13 protein-coding genes are annotated in these 20,865 nt (G+C 39.4%); 12 read left to right on the top strand and 1 reads right to left on the bottom strand.

Annotated elements, in window-relative coordinates; all coding sequences use genetic code 11:
- Positions 1–30: 30 nt before the first annotated feature.
- The 5 genes from A9P82_RS12100 to A9P82_RS12120 all read left to right on the top strand — a co-directional run bounded on the left by A9P82_RS12100 (position 31) and on the right by A9P82_RS12120 (position 6,318).
- Entirely contained in the window at positions 31–537 is a 507-nt protein-coding gene (locus A9P82_RS12100; RefSeq protein ID WP_156522680.1) for a hypothetical protein, read from the top strand.
- Positions 538–605: 68 nt separating this feature from the next.
- Positions 606–1,334: a LytR/AlgR family response regulator transcription factor gene (locus A9P82_RS12105; protein WP_066208189.1), complete on the top strand. Its 729-nt coding sequence runs from the start codon at positions 606–608 to the stop codon at positions 1,332–1,334.
- A 943-nt stretch (positions 1,335–2,277) separates the two neighbouring features.
- Positions 2,278–4,536, top strand: a complete 2,259-nt coding sequence (locus tag A9P82_RS12110) for a GH92 family glycosyl hydrolase (protein ID WP_082915418.1) — start codon at positions 2,278–2,280, stop codon at positions 4,534–4,536.
- A 28-nt stretch (positions 4,537–4,564) separates the two neighbouring features.
- On the top strand, positions 4,565–5,842 hold the full coding sequence (locus A9P82_RS12115; RefSeq protein ID WP_197492165.1) for a glycoside hydrolase family 71/99-like protein: 1,278 nt from the start codon (positions 4,565–4,567) through the stop codon (positions 5,840–5,842).
- 110 nt (positions 5,843–5,952) lie between these two features.
- Entirely contained in the window at positions 5,953–6,318 is a 366-nt protein-coding gene (locus tag A9P82_RS12120; RefSeq protein WP_066208191.1) for a hypothetical protein, read from the top strand.
- Here the strand turns inward: A9P82_RS12120 and A9P82_RS12125 are convergent.
- Positions 6,315–7,145 (bottom strand): IS982 family transposase, encoded by an 831-nt coding sequence (locus tag A9P82_RS12125; RefSeq protein WP_066202942.1) that lies wholly within the window; start codon positions 7,143–7,145, stop codon positions 6,315–6,317. The genes A9P82_RS12120 and A9P82_RS12125 overlap by 4 nt on opposite strands.
- A 49-nt stretch (positions 7,146–7,194) precedes the next feature.
- On the opposite strand from A9P82_RS12125, the gene A9P82_RS12130 reads away from it, so the two are divergent.
- The 7 genes from A9P82_RS12130 to A9P82_RS12160 all read left to right on the top strand — a co-directional run bounded on the left by A9P82_RS12130 (position 7,195) and on the right by A9P82_RS12160 (position 20,376).
- Positions 7,195–8,193, top strand: coding sequence for an alpha/beta hydrolase family protein (locus A9P82_RS12130; RefSeq protein ID WP_066208193.1), 999 nt, complete (start codon positions 7,195–7,197; stop codon positions 8,191–8,193).
- Positions 8,194–8,340: 147 nt separating this feature from the next.
- Positions 8,341–10,140: a glycoside hydrolase family 2 protein gene (locus A9P82_RS12135; protein WP_197492166.1), complete on the top strand. Its 1,800-nt coding sequence runs from the start codon at positions 8,341–8,343 to the stop codon at positions 10,138–10,140.
- Positions 10,070–11,557, top strand: a complete 1,488-nt coding sequence (locus A9P82_RS12140) for a hypothetical protein (RefSeq protein ID WP_066208200.1) — start codon at positions 10,070–10,072, stop codon at positions 11,555–11,557. The genes A9P82_RS12135 and A9P82_RS12140 overlap by 71 nt, the downstream gene beginning before the upstream one ends.
- 118 nt (positions 11,558–11,675) lie before the next feature.
- Positions 11,676–14,300, top strand: a complete 2,625-nt coding sequence (locus A9P82_RS12145; protein WP_066208203.1) for a Kelch repeat-containing protein — start codon at positions 11,676–11,678, stop codon at positions 14,298–14,300.
- 149 nt (positions 14,301–14,449) lie between these two features.
- Complete coding sequence (locus A9P82_RS12150; protein ID WP_197492167.1) at positions 14,450–16,711, top strand: glycoside hydrolase family 3 N-terminal domain-containing protein; 2,262 nt, start codon at positions 14,450–14,452, stop codon at positions 16,709–16,711.
- 57 nt (positions 16,712–16,768) lie between these two features.
- Positions 16,769–18,235 (top strand): GDSL-type esterase/lipase family protein, encoded by a 1,467-nt coding sequence (locus tag A9P82_RS12155; RefSeq protein ID WP_066208206.1) that lies wholly within the window; start codon positions 16,769–16,771, stop codon positions 18,233–18,235.
- Positions 18,232–20,376: a DUF5703 domain-containing protein gene (locus A9P82_RS12160; protein ID WP_156522681.1), complete on the top strand. Its 2,145-nt coding sequence runs from the start codon at positions 18,232–18,234 to the stop codon at positions 20,374–20,376. Before A9P82_RS12155 ends, A9P82_RS12160 begins: the two co-directional genes overlap by 4 nt.
- Positions 20,377–20,865: the final 489 nt, after the last annotated feature.

The raw sequence follows: 20,865 nt of genomic DNA on the forward strand, positions 1-20,865 counted from the left end.
AAGATTCTCATTTCTGCACTTGTGATCATAATGGCGTCAATCGCGTTTTATGCCTGCAAAAAAGGCGATATTGGGCCGGCAGGGCCGCAAGGCGACACGGGAACTGCCAATGTAATTTATTCCGATTGGTTCAAGCCGTCATCCTATGTAAAAGATACAGTTTTCGGAATATACGGTCTTAGCTACACTATAACAGAACCAAAAATCACGCAGGATATTCTGGATAAAGGAATGGTAATGGTATATGCTAAGCTGAATACCTACAATCAACACATATGGCCAACAGGTCAGGTAGGGCTTTTACCAATATCAATAATATATAAACAAGGCACCACTTTATATACAGATGAATGGACGTCGATTGTTTTATCGGGAAAGGTGAAGATTCGTTTTACCAATGATCATAATCTGTATGACAATATTTCAAGTGGAAACAGTTTTCGCTATGTTATTGTGTCGGGTAGTGTCAAAGCAACCGGTAATGTCGATTTCAATGATTATACTGCAGTAAAAAAGGCTTTTAGTATGAAGGATTAAACGCTGAAAAATCAATCGACCGCTTTATCAGCGAAAAATTTACGACCTTAGAATTGCAAAACCATACAATGATAAAAGCAGTTATACTCGATGACGAGCCGAGAGGCAGTCGGCTTATGGAACAAAAATTAAAATTGTTCAGTGATGAAATCATTATTGAAGCGGTTTATAATTTACCTCAAACAGCGCTGGCGGAAATAACTAAAGTACAGCCTGATGTATTATTTCTTGACGTAGAAATGCCTGTGCTGAACGGCTTTCAGTTCCTTGAGCGACTGAGCGAATTTGATTTCGAAATAATTTTTACTACTGCTTACAATTCATACATACTGGACGCTTTGCGCATAAGTGCGGTGGATTATTTATTAAAGCCGATAGAAGAAGATGAATTGCGTGACGCTATCCGTAGATTAAAAAAAAGAATGGCAACAAAAGCAAATATGCCTAAAACTCCTGCTAAGACTAAGTCTATATCTAAAAACAAAATCGCATTGCCTACTGCAGAAGGTATTCATCTTATTGAAAAATCCCAAATCACACGCATAGAAGCCTTAAGTAATTACAGTACATTTATACTGACAGATAAGAAAAAAATTATTGTGAGTCGTACATTGAAAGAATATGAAAATATGTTGTCTTCCGATAACTTCATGCGGGTTAACCGCTCTGTGATTGTAAACCTTGAATTTGTATTGAAATACAAACGCGGCGATGGCGGCGTATTGGAATTAATGGACGGCTCGGAAATAGATGTTTCTCCCAATAAAAAAGAAGAACTTCTGGCGAAGATATTCTGACAAGTCAGATTAAAAAAACAATAAGACAGTTATAACGGTGTCTAAAAAAGAATCAAGATTGTTTCCTTATTAAATCAATTCAAGAATTTATATACGGCGATTATTTTAGTTTTTTATCGCAGAAATGTCTAATGAATGAGTTAATCAAATTCATAAAACACGGACTTTTTCATAATTTGTGAACACCAATTTTTGCTCTGTTTATTATATCATTTCATCGTCAGCCGCATCATATTCCTCATTGCGGAGATAACTGTTTTTCAGATAACAACAGAATAGAGATTCTGATAGAAAACATTGCTGACTTAGAAAACTGTTACGGTTCAAGTTTTCCTTGCTTTTTATTTTTATTTGGCGTGTTGCTGATTATATGAGATTCTATGTTAAGAGAAAATTTCTTTATATATGTCCAAAATGCCTCTAAGGTGTTCAAACGTATTCCCCTCTTCCGCACCAAAGTGGACAAGTCGAAATTTTCTTCGGTTTGTCCATTTTCATTTTCGCTAAAACCCGCGCCAAGCGCATATATCAGGCGAACGGCTTCATTAAGCCTCGCGGTTCGATATTGTGAACCGTCAAAAACCTGGTTTTCAGGAAGCTGACTTTTAGTTTTGGCAGCTGTGACTCAAACAGCGCATCAATTTATTATCACTGATATATAACTGCCAAGAGCCTCAAATTGCGCCCCATTTCTCAGTAATTTTTATGTTTCCGGTCAAGTCTGGACAAAAGAAAACAGGAAGATTTTTAAAATAATGATTTCCCAATCCGGCAAAACTCTTTTTTTGAAAAATTAATTACTGTATTAATCATTAATTAAGCTATCCATTAATCCCCTGCTTGTTGATTTGCAAAATGAACAATAGTTAATCTCGTTGGTTGAGATGTAAGCGCTTTTCAATTCGATATTATTTTTATTTAGTATATGTTTAAAATTATTCTCATGATGAATTGTTTTTATTTGAAAAGAATATTGATTGTTATATACATATTCGCTCTTTGTACACCAACTTCAGCTCAAAGTGAGCACCATGTTTTACAATATCTTCATCCCGAAATCGGCGGCGTAGGACAATTACTGGAACCCACACGCCCAACGATGCAATTGCCGAATCAAATGATGCGCATGACGCCCATGCGCAAAGATTATCTTGACGACCAAATCGGCAGTTTTCCATTGCTCATTGTATCGCATCGATTAGGACAAGTATTTTCTCTTTTGCCCGATACCGATGAAAAATTGACAAGCGCAAGTTGGAATAAAAAAGTAGCTTACGACCAGGGTGCGGAACAAAGAGCGCCGTGGCATTATTACACTTATTTGGTGGACGATAATGTTTCCGTAGAATATACAGAAGGCAAAAAGGTCGGCATATTCCGTTTTGCATTTCCTGCAGGCAGCGCAAAAAATTTATTGTTCGGCACATATATGAGAGGGAAAAATTGGTGGCATTTCACAGACGATAAAACGGTTGAAGCCATGCAAATTTATCCTGCGGAAAGCGGTCATCAGTCGATACCGGTTTATCTGTACGGTAAGCTCAATCAACCTGCGCAAAGCGGAACAATTAACGACGGGAAAGTAATTGCTTCTGCAAATATAGAAGGCGAATCTGCCAAAGCATTTTGCAGTTTTGAAGATAAAAATGCAGACACTATTGAGTTTCGTTACGCGGTTTCTTATATCAGTGAAGAACAGGCAAAGAAAAATTATGAAGACGAATTGGGAAACAATATTTCGTTTAATGAATTAGCCGACAAGGCAAAAAATACTTGGGCAAATGCGCTCGGGCAAATTCAGGTAGAAGGTGGAACAGATGATGAAAAAAGAAGTTTTTATACGGCATTGTATCGCTGCAAAGAACGCATGATTAATATTTCGGAAGACGGAAAATATTACAGCGGTTACGATAATAAAATTCATACGGACGACAGACCTTTTTATGTGGACGATTGGGTTTGGGACACGTATCTCGCGCTGCATCCGTTGCGGATGATTTTAAACCCCGCGCAGGAAGAAGATATGTTGCAATCTTATGTAAGAATGTATCAGCAGCTTGGCTGGATGCCCACGTTTCCCGTGCTTTTCGGCGACCATGCGTGCATGAATGCCTTTCATTCGTCGGTTTTATTTCTTGACGCTTATCGCAAAGGATTAAAAAATGTGGACTACAAAACGGCTTATGCAGGCATGAAAAAAAATGCCAACGAAGCCACCATGCTGCCGTGGCGAAATGGTCCTTCAACAATATTAGACAGCTTTTATTACAAGCATGGATATTTTCCGGCATTGAACAAAGGCGAGCAAGAAACTGTTGCTGAAGTGAACCCTTTTGAAAAACGCCAGGCTGTTGCCGTAACGCTCGGCGGAAGCTATGATGATTGGGCTGTAAGCCAAATGGCAAAAGAACTTGGCAAGCAAGATGATTATAGCTATTTCGCAAAACGCGGACAGAATTATAAAAATCTTTGGGACAAAGAGAAGCAATTCTTTATGCCGAAAGATGCCAATGGAAATTGGATAAATATCGACCCGAAGTTTGACGGCGGCATGGGCGGAAGAGATTATTATGATGAAAACAACGGCTGGACTTATCTCTGGCAGGTGCAGGAAGATATTCCCGGATTAATCAGTTTAATGTGCGGAAAAAACAAGTTTGAAAACAGGCTTGATCAATTATTTCGCGAAGACCTTGGACGCTCGCGATATGCTTTTTGGGCAAAATTCCCCGATGCGACAGGATTGGTAGGAGAATTTTCGATGGGCAACGAGCCGAGCTTTTTTATTCCGTATTTATATGATTATACAAACGCGCCATGGAAAACGCAGGAGCGCGTAAGGCTTTTATTAAAGACTTGGTTTGATGACAATATTTTTGGCATTCCCGGCGATGAAGACGGCGGCGGCATGTCGGCGTTTGTGGTATTTTCTTCTATGGGCTTTTATCCGGTTACGCCCGGCAGACCGGTTTACGCTATCGGAAGCCCTGTTTTTTCAAAGGTTTTCATTCGTTTGACCAACGGCAAAACATTTACCATGATGGCGCATAATTGTTCCGAAGTAAACAAATATGTTCAGTCTGCAAAAATAAATGGCGTTGAATTGAAGACGCCCTTTTTCACGCATGAGCAATTAATCAACGGCGGTACGCTTGAACTGGAAATGGGCAGCAGACCAAATAAAAGCTGGGGAGTGCAATAGTTTTTGTCAGAACATTAAAAACAATAAAATGAAAATAAAACTTTTAGCCTTAACGCTTATCACTGCAAATATTTTATGCGCACAATCTAAGCACGCGAAAACCACATTGTATCCGACTTACGAAGGGCTTGTAATGGCGGGTTATCAAGGATGGTTCAGGACACCGGGCGATGGAAGCGGCTCGAAACGGTTTTCTTATTTTTCCGATACAAATACTGTCGGTGTGGATTTATGGCCCGATGTAAGCGAATACCAAAAAACCTATCCAACACCTTTTAAATTTTCTGACGGAAGTACGGCAAAGCTTTTCAGTTCTTATGATAAAAGCACGGTGGACTTACATTTCAAGTGGATGCAGCAATACGGCATCGACGGTGTTTTTATGCAACGTTTTTTCGGTACAACGAAATCGCATGATGCAAAAAACAGTTCGCTTGTTGTGTTGAAAAATGCGTTTGAAGCCGCCTCAAAATATAAAAGAGCCATCGCTATCATGTACGACCTTTCGGGTCTGAAAGCTTCCGGCGAAGATTGCAGTTCGATTATTGAGGACTGGAAATATCTGGTAGATTCTTTGCACGTAACCAATCAGCCCGGCACTAAAACTTATCTGCATTATCACGGAAAACCGGTTGTAACCATTTGGGGCTTGGGCTTTCCCGACAGACCTTATAATATCCGCGACATCGGCATTATGCGGCTCATCAATTTTTTGAAATATGACCCTGTTTACGGCGGTTGCGCGATTATGATTGGTGTGCCTACTTATTGGCGCGAACTGGACAACGATTGTGTGAACGACCCTTATCTGCATCAGATTATTAAAAGCTGCGACATCGTTTTGCCCTGGATGGTACAGCGTTTCAGTCCGTTGCTGCATCACGATATGGACCGTTACAGGGATTTGATTGAGAAAGATATTCAATGGTGCAATCAAAATCACCTGGCTTACGTGCCTTGTATTTATCCCGGCTTTAGCTGGCACAATTTAAGTGTACACGCTTTCCCGGATGACATAAAACCGCTCGGTTCTATTCCCCGCGAAGGCGGCAAATTTTACTGGCAGCAAATTTATACTTCATTGAACGCAGGCGCTAAAATGTTGTATGTTGCTATGTTTGACGAAATCAACGAAGGCACGGCGATTTTTAAATGTGTGGACAATCCGCCGTCCGCAGGCAACACGCATTTCACGGGAATGGATGGTAAGCCGAGCGGTTATTATTTGTGGCTTACGGGGCAAGCGGCAGATATGTTGCATGGAAAGAAACCGCTAAGTATTACTGTTCCGGTAAGAAAAAAATAGGTTGAATTTGTCAATGATATTATATTATAATCGCTGTAATAGTTGTTGTAAATGATAAATAGATTTCAATAAACTGTTTTGATATAAAGATTTCTCAAGTATGATTTATTATGAAAATCCACAGATTGATTAAAAGAAAAAATTTCAAAAACAGCACAAAACATTTTTTGGTTTTAATTGTTTTGGTATGCTTTGGCGGATGGGTAAAAACCAATGCACAGTCAGACCCGTTCCTGCCATATTTGAAGACAGTACCTAATGTTATAAAAGTTCTTAGTTGTTTGAATTACGGAACAGGAGACTCGGCAATTACAGTCAAAAAATTTACCATTGGCACACGTGATGATTTGGATACTGTTTATGCAATCATGGCTTATCCTAAAAATCTGCAGGGAAAACATCCGGGTCTCGTTTTTCTCCACGGTGGAGGCAGTAAAGCAGAAGATTTGTTTTATTTAATTCAAGTTGCTATTTAATCAGTAAGTCTATTCAAGGTATAAGCGAAAATAAACATCAATATTTTCAGTAAAAAACCTTTAAAAGTTACAGCGTGAATCTTTCTAAGGAACAGATTTTTGATTTCGCTGAATGTTGTTTCAATTCTTTTTCTGCTGTGTTCTTTCAAAAATCTTACCCAAGGTTCATCCTTTCTTTTGCTGTTGGACTTCCTGCCAATCATTAAATGAATGTTCTCTGCTTCCAACATATCATCTTCGATGGTGTAATCCGTATAAGCGGCATCGCCGTAAATACAACTTTCAGGCGCTACGCTTAACGGCAGCTTTTTCAATGCCTGCACATCGCTCTCACTGCCGGGAACAAAACCAAATTCAACCGGTATGCCTTTCGCTGTTGTCAGCACTTGCACCTTTACTCCGTAAAAATATCTGCGCATACTGCTTTGCCTGCCACGCCATTGTTTGCCTTTCAGCATCTTGCTGCGCGATATTCTTATATTGTCGCAAACCGCTACAGGAAAGGAATCTATCACATAACTGCTTGCTCCGCTGATGTCTTTCAAATACCCGCCAAGCTGAAAAAACATACTGCACAACAATGGCTCTAATCTGTGCAAACGCCTGTTGTATCTGCTTTTGTCCAACATCTGAGGACACATGCCCGTCATTTGCATAAAACCTCTCGCATTATCATGATGTCCCCCCAAATAAAGAGCCGCTACGATTGCCGTTGTTATCACTTCGCTATCGCTTACTCGACAACGTACATCTTCCTGATGACCAATTCCTTTTAATAAATCATCTACCAAACAAAATATTCTTATAACTTTATCCCCGTTGAGCATCGATAAATACCGTTTTAAGTGTGGTAACTCAAAACTATTATTTTATTCGATGCTCTTCGCTTTTTATACCATAACCCGCAACTTGGGTTATTTAGTAAAATCTTATGCTGAACGAGGATATGTTACTCTTGCTTTTGATTTACCCGGAATATGTAATTCTGCAAAAACACCTTATTCATTCGGAAAATGGAAAACAAGGGCTGTTGGCGAAGCTCCTCGGTTTGATATAGACAGAAACTTGACAAACAGTACATTGACAGATGCAGAAGTTACAGGCATTGAAGGATTTAATTATTTATGTGCCCAACAAAATGTAGATATAAAAAATGTGGGTATTACAGGTTTTTCGTGGGGTGGTTATTCAACGACTTTTTTATCCGGAATATTGGGTAAAAGAGTAAAGGCAGCTTATGCTGTATTTGGTTGCGGATATTTTGATAAAGGTTCATTCTGGAAGAAAATAATTGACAGCTTATCTCCTGATATAAGAAGAAAATGGCTCAGGTATTTTGATGCCGGTCGTCGTGCAGGCAACATTAAAGCGCCTTATTTTTTAGAGGCAACCTCTAATGACACTTATTTCTGGCCCGAAGCTGTAGATAATACCTTAGATGTAATTCCCGGAATTAAAAATCATGTATGGGATACCAATTTTAATCATAGGCAAATGCCCTCAGGACATATAATGCAGCAATTATATTTTGACTATTACTTAAAAGGTAAGGGACAGCCGTTTGGTACAGCGAAGATTGCAGGCGAACAGCAATTGTCCAACGGAAATAAGGTACTTACAATTGAAGTTAATGAGCCTGCGAATATAACAGTTGCATCAGTTATTTTATATTATAGCGAACGGGCGAAAAATTGGCAGGAAAGAAAATGGATTCCTTTAAACACTACGTTAAAATCCGGGAATATATATACGGTAGAACTGCCGGCTAAATTAATAAAAGAAGGTGTTTGTTGCTATGGTTTTGTAACAGATAATCGCGGCGTTTCTGTATCCACCTATATGTATCATAGTATAAATTTTTCAAAAGTATTATAATTGTTGAATAAGTAAATGAACTTTAATTTAAAGATGTTTTTTGTGAGAAAAAACAGAATTATTTTGTTGTTTTGTTTTTCATGCCTGTTTAGGCTAATATCTTATAGTCAGGTAAAATATTCATACAGATTCAATCCAGAACAAGGTATGGTAAAGGAAACGGAGCAGCCTTTCCGCAAAGAAATTTGCCTGAACGGAACCTGGCAAATAATGCCTGTTTACACAAAAGATACAACGGACGATTTGCCTGCAACATTCGCTTGGGACTCAACGCGCATACGCATTCCATCGCCTTGGAATGTCAATGGTTTTACCAATACCAAAGGCAGCGATTTTGTTACTTTTCCGTCTTATCCCAAACGTTGGGACGATGCGCCTGTTGCCATTATGAAGAAAGATTTTTCTTTGCCAGCCGACTGGAACGGACAACGATTTTTTCTGCATTTTGATGCCGTTGCAGGTAAGGCAATTTATTATTTAAACGGAAGAAAGATTGGCGAAAATTTCGACATTTTTCTGCCTTATGAATTGGATGTTACAAAGTATGTAAATCCAAAAGGAACAAATGAATTGATGGTAAAAGTGATGGCATCCAAGCTCTTTGACAAGCAAGGGAAATACGGTCGCCGTCCTTATGTTTCGGGTTCTTTTTGGGGAACTTATATCAGCGGAATTTGGCAAGATGTTTATTTATTGGCAAAGCCGAATGTTTATATATCTGATGTTTACATTAATCCGCAAGTAATTTCCAATGAATTAAAAGTTGATGTTACGGTTAGAAATGAAACATCTTCAGAACAAAAAATTTCTTTAAACGAAGAAATAAGAAAATGGATAAATCTTGCAGGAAATTCAGTGAACGATGCGCCTGTCGAAAATAATAAATTGGATAATAAAGTTGCTTTACAATTGTCCAACGAGAACAATATTTCCATTCCCGCAAATTCATCTTATACAATTTCCTTAACACAACAAGTCAATCAAAAACTTGAAAACTGGACACCCGATAATCCTAATTTATACGGATTGGTTTTGCATTTGCAAACCGACGGAAAAAATATTGATGCAAAGTATCAACGCTTCGGTTGGCGGCAGTTTTCTTTCGATAAAGACACTTTGTTGCTGAACGGAAAACCGTTTCATTTGAAAGGCGACTCATGGCATTTCATGGGCGTACCTGAAATGACGCGGCGTTATGCTTGGGCGTGGTTTAGCACATTGAAAAAGGCAAACGGCAATGCCGTTCGTTTGCACGCGCAACCTTATCCGCATTTCTTTTTGGATGTTGCGGATGAAATGGGCATTTGCGTGTTGGACGAATCGGGGCTTTGGGCAAGCGACGCAGGGCCTGATATGACTTCAGACACATATTGGCAAAACAGCGAAACGCAAATTCATCATCTCGTTTTGCGCGACAGAAATCATCCTTCGGTTTTCGGCTGGAGCGTGTGCAACGAAACAGAACCGATTGTCCATAATGTATTTCATGCACCTGATTCCACTGCCCAAAGCTTGATTCATGAAATAAATACCTGGGTAAAAATTGCGAAGGAACTTGACCCTTCGCGTGCATGGATTTCGGGCGACGGCGAAACAATGTTTAAAACCGATTTACCCACAATTGTTGGGCATTACGGCGATGTAAATTCTATGAAAGAATGGTCTTCGCAGGGAAAACCATGGGGCATCGGCGAGCAGGGAATGGCTTATTATGGAACGCCTTTGCAGGTTTCAAAATACAATGGCAATCGTGCTTTTGAATCGCAACAAGGCAGGATGGAAGGACTTGCAAAAGAGGCGTATCAATTAATTCCCGAACAAAGAAAACTGGGTGCTTCTTATTCGAGTGTTTTCAACTTGGTATGGATTAAAGCCTTTGGCATTAGGCACAAAAGATACAACCAAACCAACCACCATAAACGACGGCGTATTTTTTACCCGTTTTAAAGAAGGCGAACCGGGCATGCAGCCGGAAAGAATCGGTTCATACATAACAACGTTGAATCCCGGTTATGACGCATCGCTTCCCATGTTTGAGCCGTGGCCTTTGTTTTACGCTATCAAAGCGGCGAATGCCACGCCTGTTGAGCCTTTCAGCATTTCAGGTGTTGATACGGTTGCAACAAATGTGGAAAATTTTCATCCTGCAAAAAATGATGTGCTTTTTCTTTCGCCGAAGACAAGTTCATTGTATCAACGATTGAATAATCTTGGTTTGCAAATGAAAGATGTGAATGAAACTGTTCCGCATCCTTTGATTTTGCTGGACGGACAAATGTTGCCAGAAGGAAAAGATACGTTGGCTATGTTGAAAAAATATAGTTCGTCTGGCGCACAAATATTTGTGATAGACGTCAGCGAAAATGAATTGACGCAATTGAATAAAATACTGCCAGCATCGTTGCAGCTTACACAAAGAACGGCAAGTTCTTTTATCAAATTAAAGAATGAACCGGTTGTTTCGGGTTTGAATAATGTGGATTTATATTTTAATGAATTGCTTAAAAATTCTGTGATGGTCAACGGGCTTTCGGGAAATTTTGTAAACAAAGGCAATACCATTCTTACGGCGTGCAACACAAATTGGTCGGAATGGAACAACCAGCCCGAATATAATAAAACGGGCAGGGTTTTGAAAAGCGAACGTGAGAAAAAGCAGGCAGGCAGCGCATTGGTAAGCTATACATCGGGCAATACAAATTATTATGTGTGTTCGATTGACATGAATTTGTTGAAAGGAAATGCAGATAAATTGTTGTACAAAATGTTGTCCAATCTCGGTGCAACATTCAGCAAGTTGCAGGAAGATATGGCAATGCTTTCTTCCGACGGATATTTGAAAAGCGCTTTGGTTTGCGGCGGATTTGATGCGAGTAATCTTACGACGGAACAAGCGGCTAACAAAGAATTTTTATCTGACGAATTAAATATTAATCCTTTTGCCGGATTAAATTCTAACGGGCAAACTTGGCGTGTAGAAAAAGCAACAGGCGAAAACGGTTCTTTTAATTTCAGAAAGATGAATTTAGACGGAAACTTTAAAAATGCAGTTGCTTACCTAAGTTTTTGGGTGTATAGTCCGCGTTCGTTGGTCAATCTTTTGGTAGAGCCGGATATGCCTGCTTTCGATATGTATTTGAATGCAAACGGCGCGGCAAAAATTATTTTAAACGGCAAAGTTTTGTTGCCTTTAACGTCTCAGCATTCCAATGATTATGAAGTAAAAAATATTCCCTTGCAAAAGGGCTGGAATCATTTTCTTATAAAGTCAATACAACATGGCGGCGACTGGAATTTGGGTGTAAAATTTGAAAGCAATAATGATGAATTTATGCGTAAGGTAAAAGCAGTTCTTATCAATTGATTGATGAGCCTATAGCAATGAAATACGTTGATTCAAATTTATTTTTTTCATCAAAAATCGGTTGTTTCATGTGCAGTAATGAAAGAAAACATTACATTTGTTAGCAAAGATAAACACAATGAAAGCGGTTAAGTTTATCCATAAGCTATTGAAATTAATTGTGGGCAGAAATACTATTGTTCTTATTGCATCTTGTTTGCTTGTTTTCCCGGTAAATGCTCAGGAAAATTATGGCTTGTCATTTAATTCTTTTAATGTTCCGCAAGAAAATCGTACTTCGCTGCAAATGGGAAATCGTGCGCCGATCTGCTTTTCGGACGATATGGATTTGAGTTTTGACTTCCATTTTATCCCAAACAGAGGAACTTATTTCGGTTATCTTTTTCGGATGATTAATGGCAGTGGACAAAATATTGATTTGCTGTACGACGAAAAAAATTCGACTTTCAATACGGTGCTTGGCGGTACGTTTACAAATATTAATTTTAATGTTGACAACAATCATCTTTATAAAAAATGGACGAATGTTTGTTATCATTTCACAAAAAATACATTGTCTTGTTATCTGAATCATAAGTTATATAAGACCGTAGATATTTCTTTAAAAGACAGATGTTTCAAAATTTTATTCGGCGCCAATGACATACATGAGTTTTCTACGACAGATTTGCCGCCAATGGTTGTGCGCAATATTTCTATTAAAGAAAATAAGAAACTGAAATATTTTTGGTCGTTGAATAATGGCGAGTCATCTGTGCAGGACAATATAAAAGATTCTGTTTCGGGCGAGATAGCCGTTGTTAAAAACCCTGTCTGGTCGGCGGATTTACATCAAAGATGGCAACTGCTGAAATCGTTTAATGTTGCAGGTAATGCAAGTATTGCATATAATCCGGATGCGGAAGATTTGTACGTTATTTCCGAAGATTCTGTTTTTCGGCTTCCCGTTGCAGACATTATGTCCAATATGTACAGCTTGCCGTCAAAATCTCACCGTTTGTTTCAGGGAAATCAGGCTATATATAACACTGTTGACAGCAGTTTGTATAATTTTTACATTGATGTAAAAGGAATTTCGCAATATTCATCTCAAAGTTTTGAATGGGGTAAAAAATTTGATTCGGTTCAGGCAACAGAATATGGACATACCAACAGGGTTTTTGTGAGCAGCGAAAATGCTTTGTACGTTTTCGGTGGATATGGTCAGTTACGCTACAAAAATCAGGTTCAGCGATACGATTTCATTACAAAGAAATGGGACAGCGTTGCCGTGAAAGGCGATTATTTTACGCCGCGATATATGGCTGCAGCAGGTAAAAGCGGAAATGATATTTATATTTTGGGCGGATATGGAAGTCATAGCGGCGACCAGTTATTAAATCCGAGTTATTTGTATGACTTGATGGATTTTAATCTGCAAACACATACATTCAAAAAGCTCTATACATTGCCTGACCCTGATTCTTCCTTTGTTTTTGCTGGCTCTATGTATGTGGATTCAATGAATAAATGTTACTACGCTTTATGCTTCGATCGGAGTAAATATGATACCAAACTTCGTTTAATTAAAGGTTCTTTGGAGAAACCACAATACGAATTTTTCGGTAACGATATTCCGTATTCTTTTCACGACGTTGTGTCCGATGCAGACCTTTTTTATAATCCTACTTCAAGCCAGCTGATAGCCGTTACGCAATTGGTGGATTTGGATAAAAAAACAACTATCAACATTTACGGCATTGCATTTCCGCCGATGCCTTTTTCTTTAAAGCCGCAGCCGCAAACTCCCATCAACAAGTATTTAATCATTGCCGGAATAATACTTGCATCATTTATTGTTGCATTTCTTGTATTAAGAAAAAGAAAACCGAAAGTAGCTTCCGTTCCGCTCGTTGCGAATAATAATATTTCACAAACGCAGGTTGTGTCCGATACAAATTATAATTCCCGTGTATTGATAGAACTGGCAGATAAAACGTCGTTCGAGCCGCCTGCTTTTGTGAAAGAAAGAGAAAATCCCGTGCAGGTTTATCTGTTCGGCAATTTTGAAATTCTGGATAAAGAGGGCAATGCAATCAGCCATGAATTTTCTCCGTTATTGAAAGAATTGTTTCTTGTTATTTTATTAAACACCTTGAAAAACGGAAAAGGCGTAACGTCTGAAAAACTGAACGAAATATTTTGGGGAAATAAACCCGACAGAAATGCCAAGAACAATCTGTCCGTAAATATTGTTCGTTTAAAAAATATTTTGAACAAAGTAGATGACATTCATATTGTCAAAAATGGAGAGTATTGGGATTGCGAATATGATAATGAAAAAGTATGCATCGACCTTGCCGATTTTTTACAGTTGCGCGCAGTTTATCCGAAGGAGCATGGCAGCAGCTATCTTGAAAAAATGCTTTATTTTGTCTCGCGCGGTGCATTTTTAAAACAGTTGGAATACGAATGGTTAGATAATATTAAAACTGATATTAATAACAAAATCATCGATGAGCTTACTGCGGAAATGGCTTATCTCGACCCGCGGAAAGATGCAGAATATATCGTTGAAGCGACTAATTGTATTTTCAATTTTGATGCGCTCAATGAAGATGCGCTTCGCTACAAATGCAAAATTCTTGATGAACTTGGTCGCCATTCGATTGCCAAGAATACTTATGAACGGTTTGCCAAAGAATACCACAAATCTTACGGAGAAGATTTTTCTCATTCTTTTAATGACATTTTGAAAGAATAACCTGATTTCTTACAGTTTATAAAAATTAATTGCAGCATTAATCTTAATTTATAAAGTTTATTAATGCTGCGATTGTTTATTTGTCTGCGAACGAATGGTTATTTGTTATTCTCAAGTTTTATTAAATGATTATGTTTAAGTGCTTCGACATGAAAATCACAAAATTTCTTATCGGCTTTTTAAGCGTGTTTATTTTTCTCGGCAAAGGTTACAGCCAAAATAATTTGCCATATAAAGACAAAAAACTTCCTGTCGAAAAAAGAGTAAAAGATTTGCTTTCGCGAATGACGGAAGAAGAAAAAATCAAGCAACTTGATATGTATCGAGGTTTTGAATTTGTCCCGATGGGCGATGCCCACGAAGCTTCCGTTTATAATAAAGATACTATTGCAAAAGCATTAGGTAATTTTTCAGTCGGTTCCATGCACGATTTTTATCCGGCTTATGCTTCGCTGTCCAATAAAGTCCAGCACTATGTAATCACACATTCGCGGCTTGGTATTCCTGTGTTGTTTATCGAGGAAGGCTTACACGGATATTCAGGCAAAGGCAGCACCAGTTTTCCCATTCCGCTGGCATTGGCGGCAACTTGGGACACATCGTTACTATATAAAGTTGGACGAACCATTGCTTCCGAAGCACGTGCAGACGGCACAGATATGATACTCGGACCACTTTTAGGCTTGGCGCGTGACCCGCGCTGGGGAAGAATGGAAGAAACCTATGGCGAAGACACCTATTTGGTTTCCGAAATCGGGTTGGCAATGGTCAAGGGTTTGCAAGGCGGCGACGTTAGCCGTCCCGATGCTGTCATCAGCGAACCGAAACATTTTGCAGCGCATTCCATACCTGAAGCCGGCAGCAATACGGCGCCCGTAAATATCGGCGAACGCGAATTAAGAAGCGAATATTTGCCAACCTTTGAAAAAGCCGTAAAGCAAGGCGGTGCATTGGGCATTATGGCGGCTTATCATGAATTGGACGGCATTCCGATGGTGGATAATAAATGGTTGCTCACAGATGTGCTGCGCAAACAATGGGGTTTTAAAGGAATGGTGGTTTCAGATTTAGGAGCTGTAAAAATGTCTTTGGAAAATCATCATACCGCCACAAGTCGTACCGATGCTTTGGCACAAACTTTCAATGCAGGACTGAATATGCAGTTCTATGATTTCCCGCATAAAGATTTTGACAATTCGCTCGACTCCGCTTTGCATAATGGAATGCTTTCTAAAACCCGACTGGACAGTGCGGTTGCCGATGTGTTAAGGGTAAAATTTTTGTTAGGCTTGTTTGATAATCCTTATATAGATACCACATTATTTGCAAAAGTAAAAAACAACGCAGCGCATCAGGAAATCGCTTTAAAAGCCGCGCAGGAAAGCATTGTTTTGTTGAAAAATGACAACCATGTTTTGCCTTTGAAAAATGTAAAAAAGATAGCCGTTATCGGTCCGTTGGCAAAGAGTTCTTATTTGGGCGGATATTCCAACACGCAGGATACGGCGGTTTCTTTATTGACGGGTTTGCGACAAAGGGCAGATGCAAATATTCAGATAAATTATGCCGAAGGAGTTTCCAAAACCGGTAAAGAAGCTGTATTAAACAATGCCGTTAACCTTGTTCTAAATTCCGATGTTGCCGTAGTCGCGTTGGGCGAAAATCCGCAGGAAGTGGGCGAGGGAAAGGACCGAGCAGAATTAAATCTGGATTCGGCACAATTGACTTTAATCAAAGCAATTCATCAAACAGGAAAGCCCGTCATTGTTGTGCTGATGAACGGTCGTGCATTGTGTGTCGATTGGATTGCAGAAAATATTCCTGCCGTTGTGGAAGAATGGTTTAACGGCGAAAAAAGCGGTTTAGCAATTGCAGATATTTTGTTGGGCAATGTAAATCCGAGCGGCAAATTGCCTGTTACGTTTCCGCGCTCGGTAGGACAGATTCCTTTTTATTACAGCCACAACCCTACTTCATATCATAGATATGTGGATGAAAAAGATACGCCGTTATTTCCTTTCGGTCACGGATTGAGTTATACGACTTTCCAATATTCCGACTTGCAGTTGCCTTCGCAAGCTGTATCGGCAAACGGCAATTTTACGATTAGTTTAAAAGTGAAAAATACCGGGAAAGTTTCAGGCGATGAAATAGTACAATTATACATAAGAGATGAAGTCTCAAGTGTGGTAACTCCTGTAAAATCACTAAAAGCGTTTAGCCGCGCGACTTTACAGCCGGGCGAAACAAAAACTGTAACATTTAAACTGAATGCTTTTGATGCGCTGGCATTGTGGAACAGAGAAATGAAGCACGTGGTTGAGCCGGGCGAATTTAAAGTGATGGTTGGCAGTTCTTCGGAAGACATTAGATTGAACGGAGCATTTGATGTAGCAGGAAAGAAGCAATAGGTATTTATTTAATAATAAAAACCGGGCTGTTCGATGTGACAATAAAAAAATATATGAATGAAAGGACAATTATTAAAAACAAAAATTTTATTAGTCTGCATAGTATTTAATTGTGCTTGTTATTCGCAAAGCACTTTGATTGACGTTGCAAAATATGCGCATCCTATCAAAATCGCATGTGTTGGTGCAAGTACTGTTTACGGCGCAAATATCGATAACCGGCCGCTCAATTCTTTTCCGACGCAGTTGGGACGAATGCTCGGCGACAAATGGGACGTGCACAACTTTGGTGTGAATAGTACAGGCATTTTGAAAAAAGGAGAATTTCCTTACTGGAATACCGATGCGTTCAAAGCCGCGCGGGCATTCAATCCCGACGTTGTGTTATTGATATTAGGCGTTAATGACGTAAAGCCGCAGAACTGGAAATACAAATCGGATTTCTTTGACAATTATAAAGAAATGATTGGCATTTTTCGCAATCTTCCGTCGCATCCTAAAATTTATTTATGCAGGGAAATTCCCGTGTTTCAGGATCATTGGGGCATTACGGCAAAAGCCGTAAACAAAGAGCTTGACCCGATGAAAAAGAAATTGGCGAAAGAAGAACATTTGCCGATGATTGATTTATACACGCCGATGATAAACGATTCCGCTATGTTCGGCGACGGCATTCATCCGGATGCGGAAGGTGCAGGCATTATGGCGAAGACAGTTGCCAAAACGCTGACGGGAAAAGACTTTCAACCTGTTAGCGCTATTTATCCCGGCAAAAAATCAGAATGGTTCGGATATGACTGTTACGATTTTCAATATGATTTGTTGGATGCAAAATTAGTGTTGCCGCATTCCTTTGCGCAAGGCAATCCCTGGATTTGGAACGCTTATTTCTGGAACTGGCATCCCGACATGGAAAGAATTTTACTAAGCAAAGGCTTTGCTGTTTTTTATGTGAATACAAGCGATATGTTCGGTTCGCCCGAAGCGATGAATGATTGGAACGAACTGTATAATTACGTTACCAAGTATTATCACTTAAATAAAAAAGTGGCGCTGGAAGGCGTGAGTCGCGGCGGGTTGTACATTTATAATTTTGCGAAATTATACCCCGAAAGAATTTCTTCCTTGTATGCCGAAGCGCCTGTCTGCGATATTAAAAGCTGGCCCGGCGGAGTTGAAAAATCGCCCGGCGATACAACTGAATGGAAGAAACTCTTGAAAGCGCTGCATCTCACGCAGGAGCAGGCTTTGCAATACAAAGGAAACCCGATTGACAGTTTGGAAAAACTTGCTGCATACCATATTCCTATCTGGCATAATATCGGTTTGCACGACAGCCTCGCGCCAAATGAAGAAAATACTTTTATACTGGTAAATAAATATGTAAGGCTCGGCGGACAAATCGTTGTTTATCCGAATACAAAAGGAAAAATTGAATTGCACGGGCATCATTATCCGATAGACGACCCGGCTGCCGCCGCGAATTTTATCATGTACAATTATTTTAAAAAGCCGGACTTATGATGAAGAAAATATTTGCAGTAATTGTTGTTTTATTTGTATTGAAAACAATCAACGGACAAGACATTGCTTCCATGCTGAACAAGTATAATGTTGTGTGGAACGAACCCGGACCAACTTCGCAGCAATCCATGCCGATAGGCAACGGAGATATTGGTTTGAATGTATGGACAGAGCCGAATGGCGATATTAATTTTTATATTTCCAAAACCGATGCATGGGGCGAAGAAACGTTAAACCGCGGACCTTGGATGGCGCAAGGCGGCGTGCTGATGAAGTTGGGACAAGTGCACATTTCTTTTCAGCCGAATACTTTTAAAAGCGGCGACAATTTCAGTCAGGTTTTGAAACTGCATGAAGGCGAAATGCTGATAAATGAAGGTTCGGGAAAAAATGCTGTTCATGTAAAAATTTGGGTGGATGCAAATAATCCTGTCATTCATGTGGAATCGAATAGTAATCAAAATGTTTCGATGAAAGTAGAATTGAATGATTGGCGATTGAACGCGGGCGATAAAATTCTCGACAATAAAAATTCGATTGAATGGTATCACAAAAATTCCGACAGCGCCGATGTTCATATTCGCAATATTGTGTTTGGCGCTGTGGCTAAAGGCAAGAATTTAATTAGCCAGAATTCTTCGACGCTCGTTTCACAAACTGTTGCAAAATATCAATCATTATCCATTTATCCTTTGACAAAAACTGTGCAACAAGTTGATGAATGGTCGTCGGCATTAAATCAATTAGTCAGCCGTTTGGACAATCAAAACATGAAAAGCGCATGGTCTGCGCACTGTAAATGGTGGGATGAGTTCTGGCATCGCAGCTGGATTTTTGTAAGCGGTGATTCTTCTGCAGAAAAAATTACACAGGGTTATGTATTGCAGCGCTTTGTTACGGCTTGCGCGGGTCGCGGCGCTTATCCTATTAAATTCAATGGCTCTATTTTTACGGTAGATAATCCTGATTTTACAGAGAATAAAAAAACGGTTCCGCAGAATGCCGATTTCCGCGAATGGGGCGGGCAATATTGGTTTCAGAATACAAGAGCCATGTACTGGCCTATGCTCATGGAAGGCGACTTTGATATGATGATGCCTTTGTTTAAGATGTACAGGAATATTCTTCCTGCAAATCAAAAGCAAGTAGAAAATTATTATCATCACGATGGCGCCTATTTTGCGGAAACGTCGCCGTTTTGGGGAGGTTTGTCTTATGTCGGTCCCGAAGTAAAAGCAAATTATACGGCGCATTATTTTACGCCGGTATTGGAACTGAGCATGATGATGCTGGATTATTATGATTATACAGGCAACGAAAAATTTGTTCGTGATATTTTACTGCCGGTTGCATCGAACGGCGTTGAATTTTTTAATCGGCATTTCCCGCGCGATAGTAGCGGCAAGCTGTTATTAGACCCTGATAATTCTATCGAAATGTATTGGAAAGTGCATAATCCCGCGCCCGATATTGCAGGGCTTCATGCGGTGTTGCGGCGTTTAATTGCTTTGCCTAAGAATTTAGTTGATGATACGCTTCGTGAAAAATGGAGAAAATTTCAAGCCATATTACCAGACTTGCCTGTCGGAACAAAAGAAAACCTTCAGGTATTGCTTCCTTATACTGGCGAACAAACTGCTCCTTTCCACAATTTTGAAAACCCCGAATTATACGCCGTTTATCCTTTTCGCTTATACGGCATTACCAAGCCCGGTTTGCAAATAGCAATTAATACTTTTAATGTCCGTAAGAACAAAGAAAAAGGCTGTTGGATTCAAGAACCGGTTCAGGCGGCAATGCTTGGTTTGACGGGCGTTGCGAAAGAATATGTTTCTTTTAATCTGACAAGAAAAGAACCTACTTTAAAGTTTCCCTCATTTTGGGCAAAAGGACATGATTATATGCCCGATGAAGACAACGGCGGCAACGGCGAAAACGGATTGCAGCAAATGCTGATGTATGCCGATGGTAAAAGAATAGTTTTGCTGCCTGCATTTCCCAAAGAATGGAATGCAGCATTTAAGCTGCATGCACCATACAATACAACGGTCCAAGGGACGATAAAGAATGGGAAAGTTGAGCAATTAATTGTTACTCCCGCTTTAAGAAAAAAGGATGTTGTTATTTATTCAAGAAATTAATTTTTGTGGAAACAGTAAAAAAATAGGCGTGTTGCCTTTGGACCTTCTCTTTATGGTGTCGGGCAATTATGCATTCTTCTTTGGATGGTATTTGTAGGATAAGAACGCTTGTGCTGTTAAAATCGTCAAAGAATTTGACGGAATTAAACTAAGACGATTTATCGCCGCTAAATAACAGTTTCCTTTTAACTCCTGAAATTAAAAAGCCGCGGATTTCTAATAAAGCAAAATTAACGGGAGTTGATATTCCCGGTACTTATTTATATGATTTACCTACCACAAAAGGTGGAGTTTATAGGTTGAATTTTTGATTGAGTCGGTCGGCATTTCTTGAAAGTTTTTCCTGATTTACAGAAGATATTTTTTGAAAAGTATGCAACACTGTGAAAAGAGACTTTGCAAATTTTTTTATTGCGTTTTTGAATTATTAATTCTGTTCGTAAAAACTTCCGTTCGGTTGCGGTCAAAATTTATTTAACCGGAAATTCA

It is taken from the genome of Arachidicoccus sp. BS20, from assembly GCF_001659705.1.
GTDB lineage: Bacteria > Bacteroidota > Bacteroidia > Chitinophagales > Chitinophagaceae > Arachidicoccus.

Excerpts from the sequence above, each read along its gene's own strand:
- A9P82_RS12115 (WP_197492165.1), top strand. The coding sequence starts at position 4,565 with ATGAAAATAAAACTTTTAGCCTTAACGCTTATCACTGCAAATATTTTA.
- A9P82_RS12155 (WP_066208206.1), top strand. The coding sequence starts at position 16,769 with ATGAAAGGACAATTATTAAAAACAAAAATTTTATTAGTCTGCATAGTA.
- A9P82_RS12100 (WP_156522680.1), top strand. The coding sequence starts at position 31 with ATGGCGTCAATCGCGTTTTATGCCTGCAAAAAAGGCGATATTGGGCCG.
- A9P82_RS12145 (WP_066208203.1), top strand. The coding sequence starts at position 11,676 with ATGAAAGCGGTTAAGTTTATCCATAAGCTATTGAAATTAATTGTGGGC.
- A9P82_RS12160 (WP_156522681.1), top strand. The coding sequence starts at position 18,232 with ATGATGAAGAAAATATTTGCAGTAATTGTTGTTTTATTTGTATTGAAA.
- A9P82_RS12120 (WP_066208191.1), top strand. The coding sequence starts at position 5,953 with ATGAAAATCCACAGATTGATTAAAAGAAAAAATTTCAAAAACAGCACA.
- A9P82_RS12125 (WP_066202942.1), bottom strand. The coding sequence starts at position 7,145 with ATGCTCAACGGGGATAAAGTTATAAGAATATTTTGTTTGGTAGATGAT.
- A9P82_RS12110 (WP_082915418.1), top strand. The coding sequence starts at position 2,278 with ATGATGAATTGTTTTTATTTGAAAAGAATATTGATTGTTATATACATA.
- A9P82_RS12105 (WP_066208189.1), top strand. The coding sequence starts at position 606 with ATGATAAAAGCAGTTATACTCGATGACGAGCCGAGAGGCAGTCGGCTT.
- A9P82_RS12130 (WP_066208193.1), top strand. The coding sequence starts at position 7,195 with ATGCTCTTCGCTTTTTATACCATAACCCGCAACTTGGGTTATTTAGTA.
- A9P82_RS12135 (WP_197492166.1), top strand. The coding sequence starts at position 8,341 with ATGGTAAAGGAAACGGAGCAGCCTTTCCGCAAAGAAATTTGCCTGAAC.
- A9P82_RS12150 (WP_197492167.1), top strand. The coding sequence starts at position 14,450 with ATGAAAATCACAAAATTTCTTATCGGCTTTTTAAGCGTGTTTATTTTT.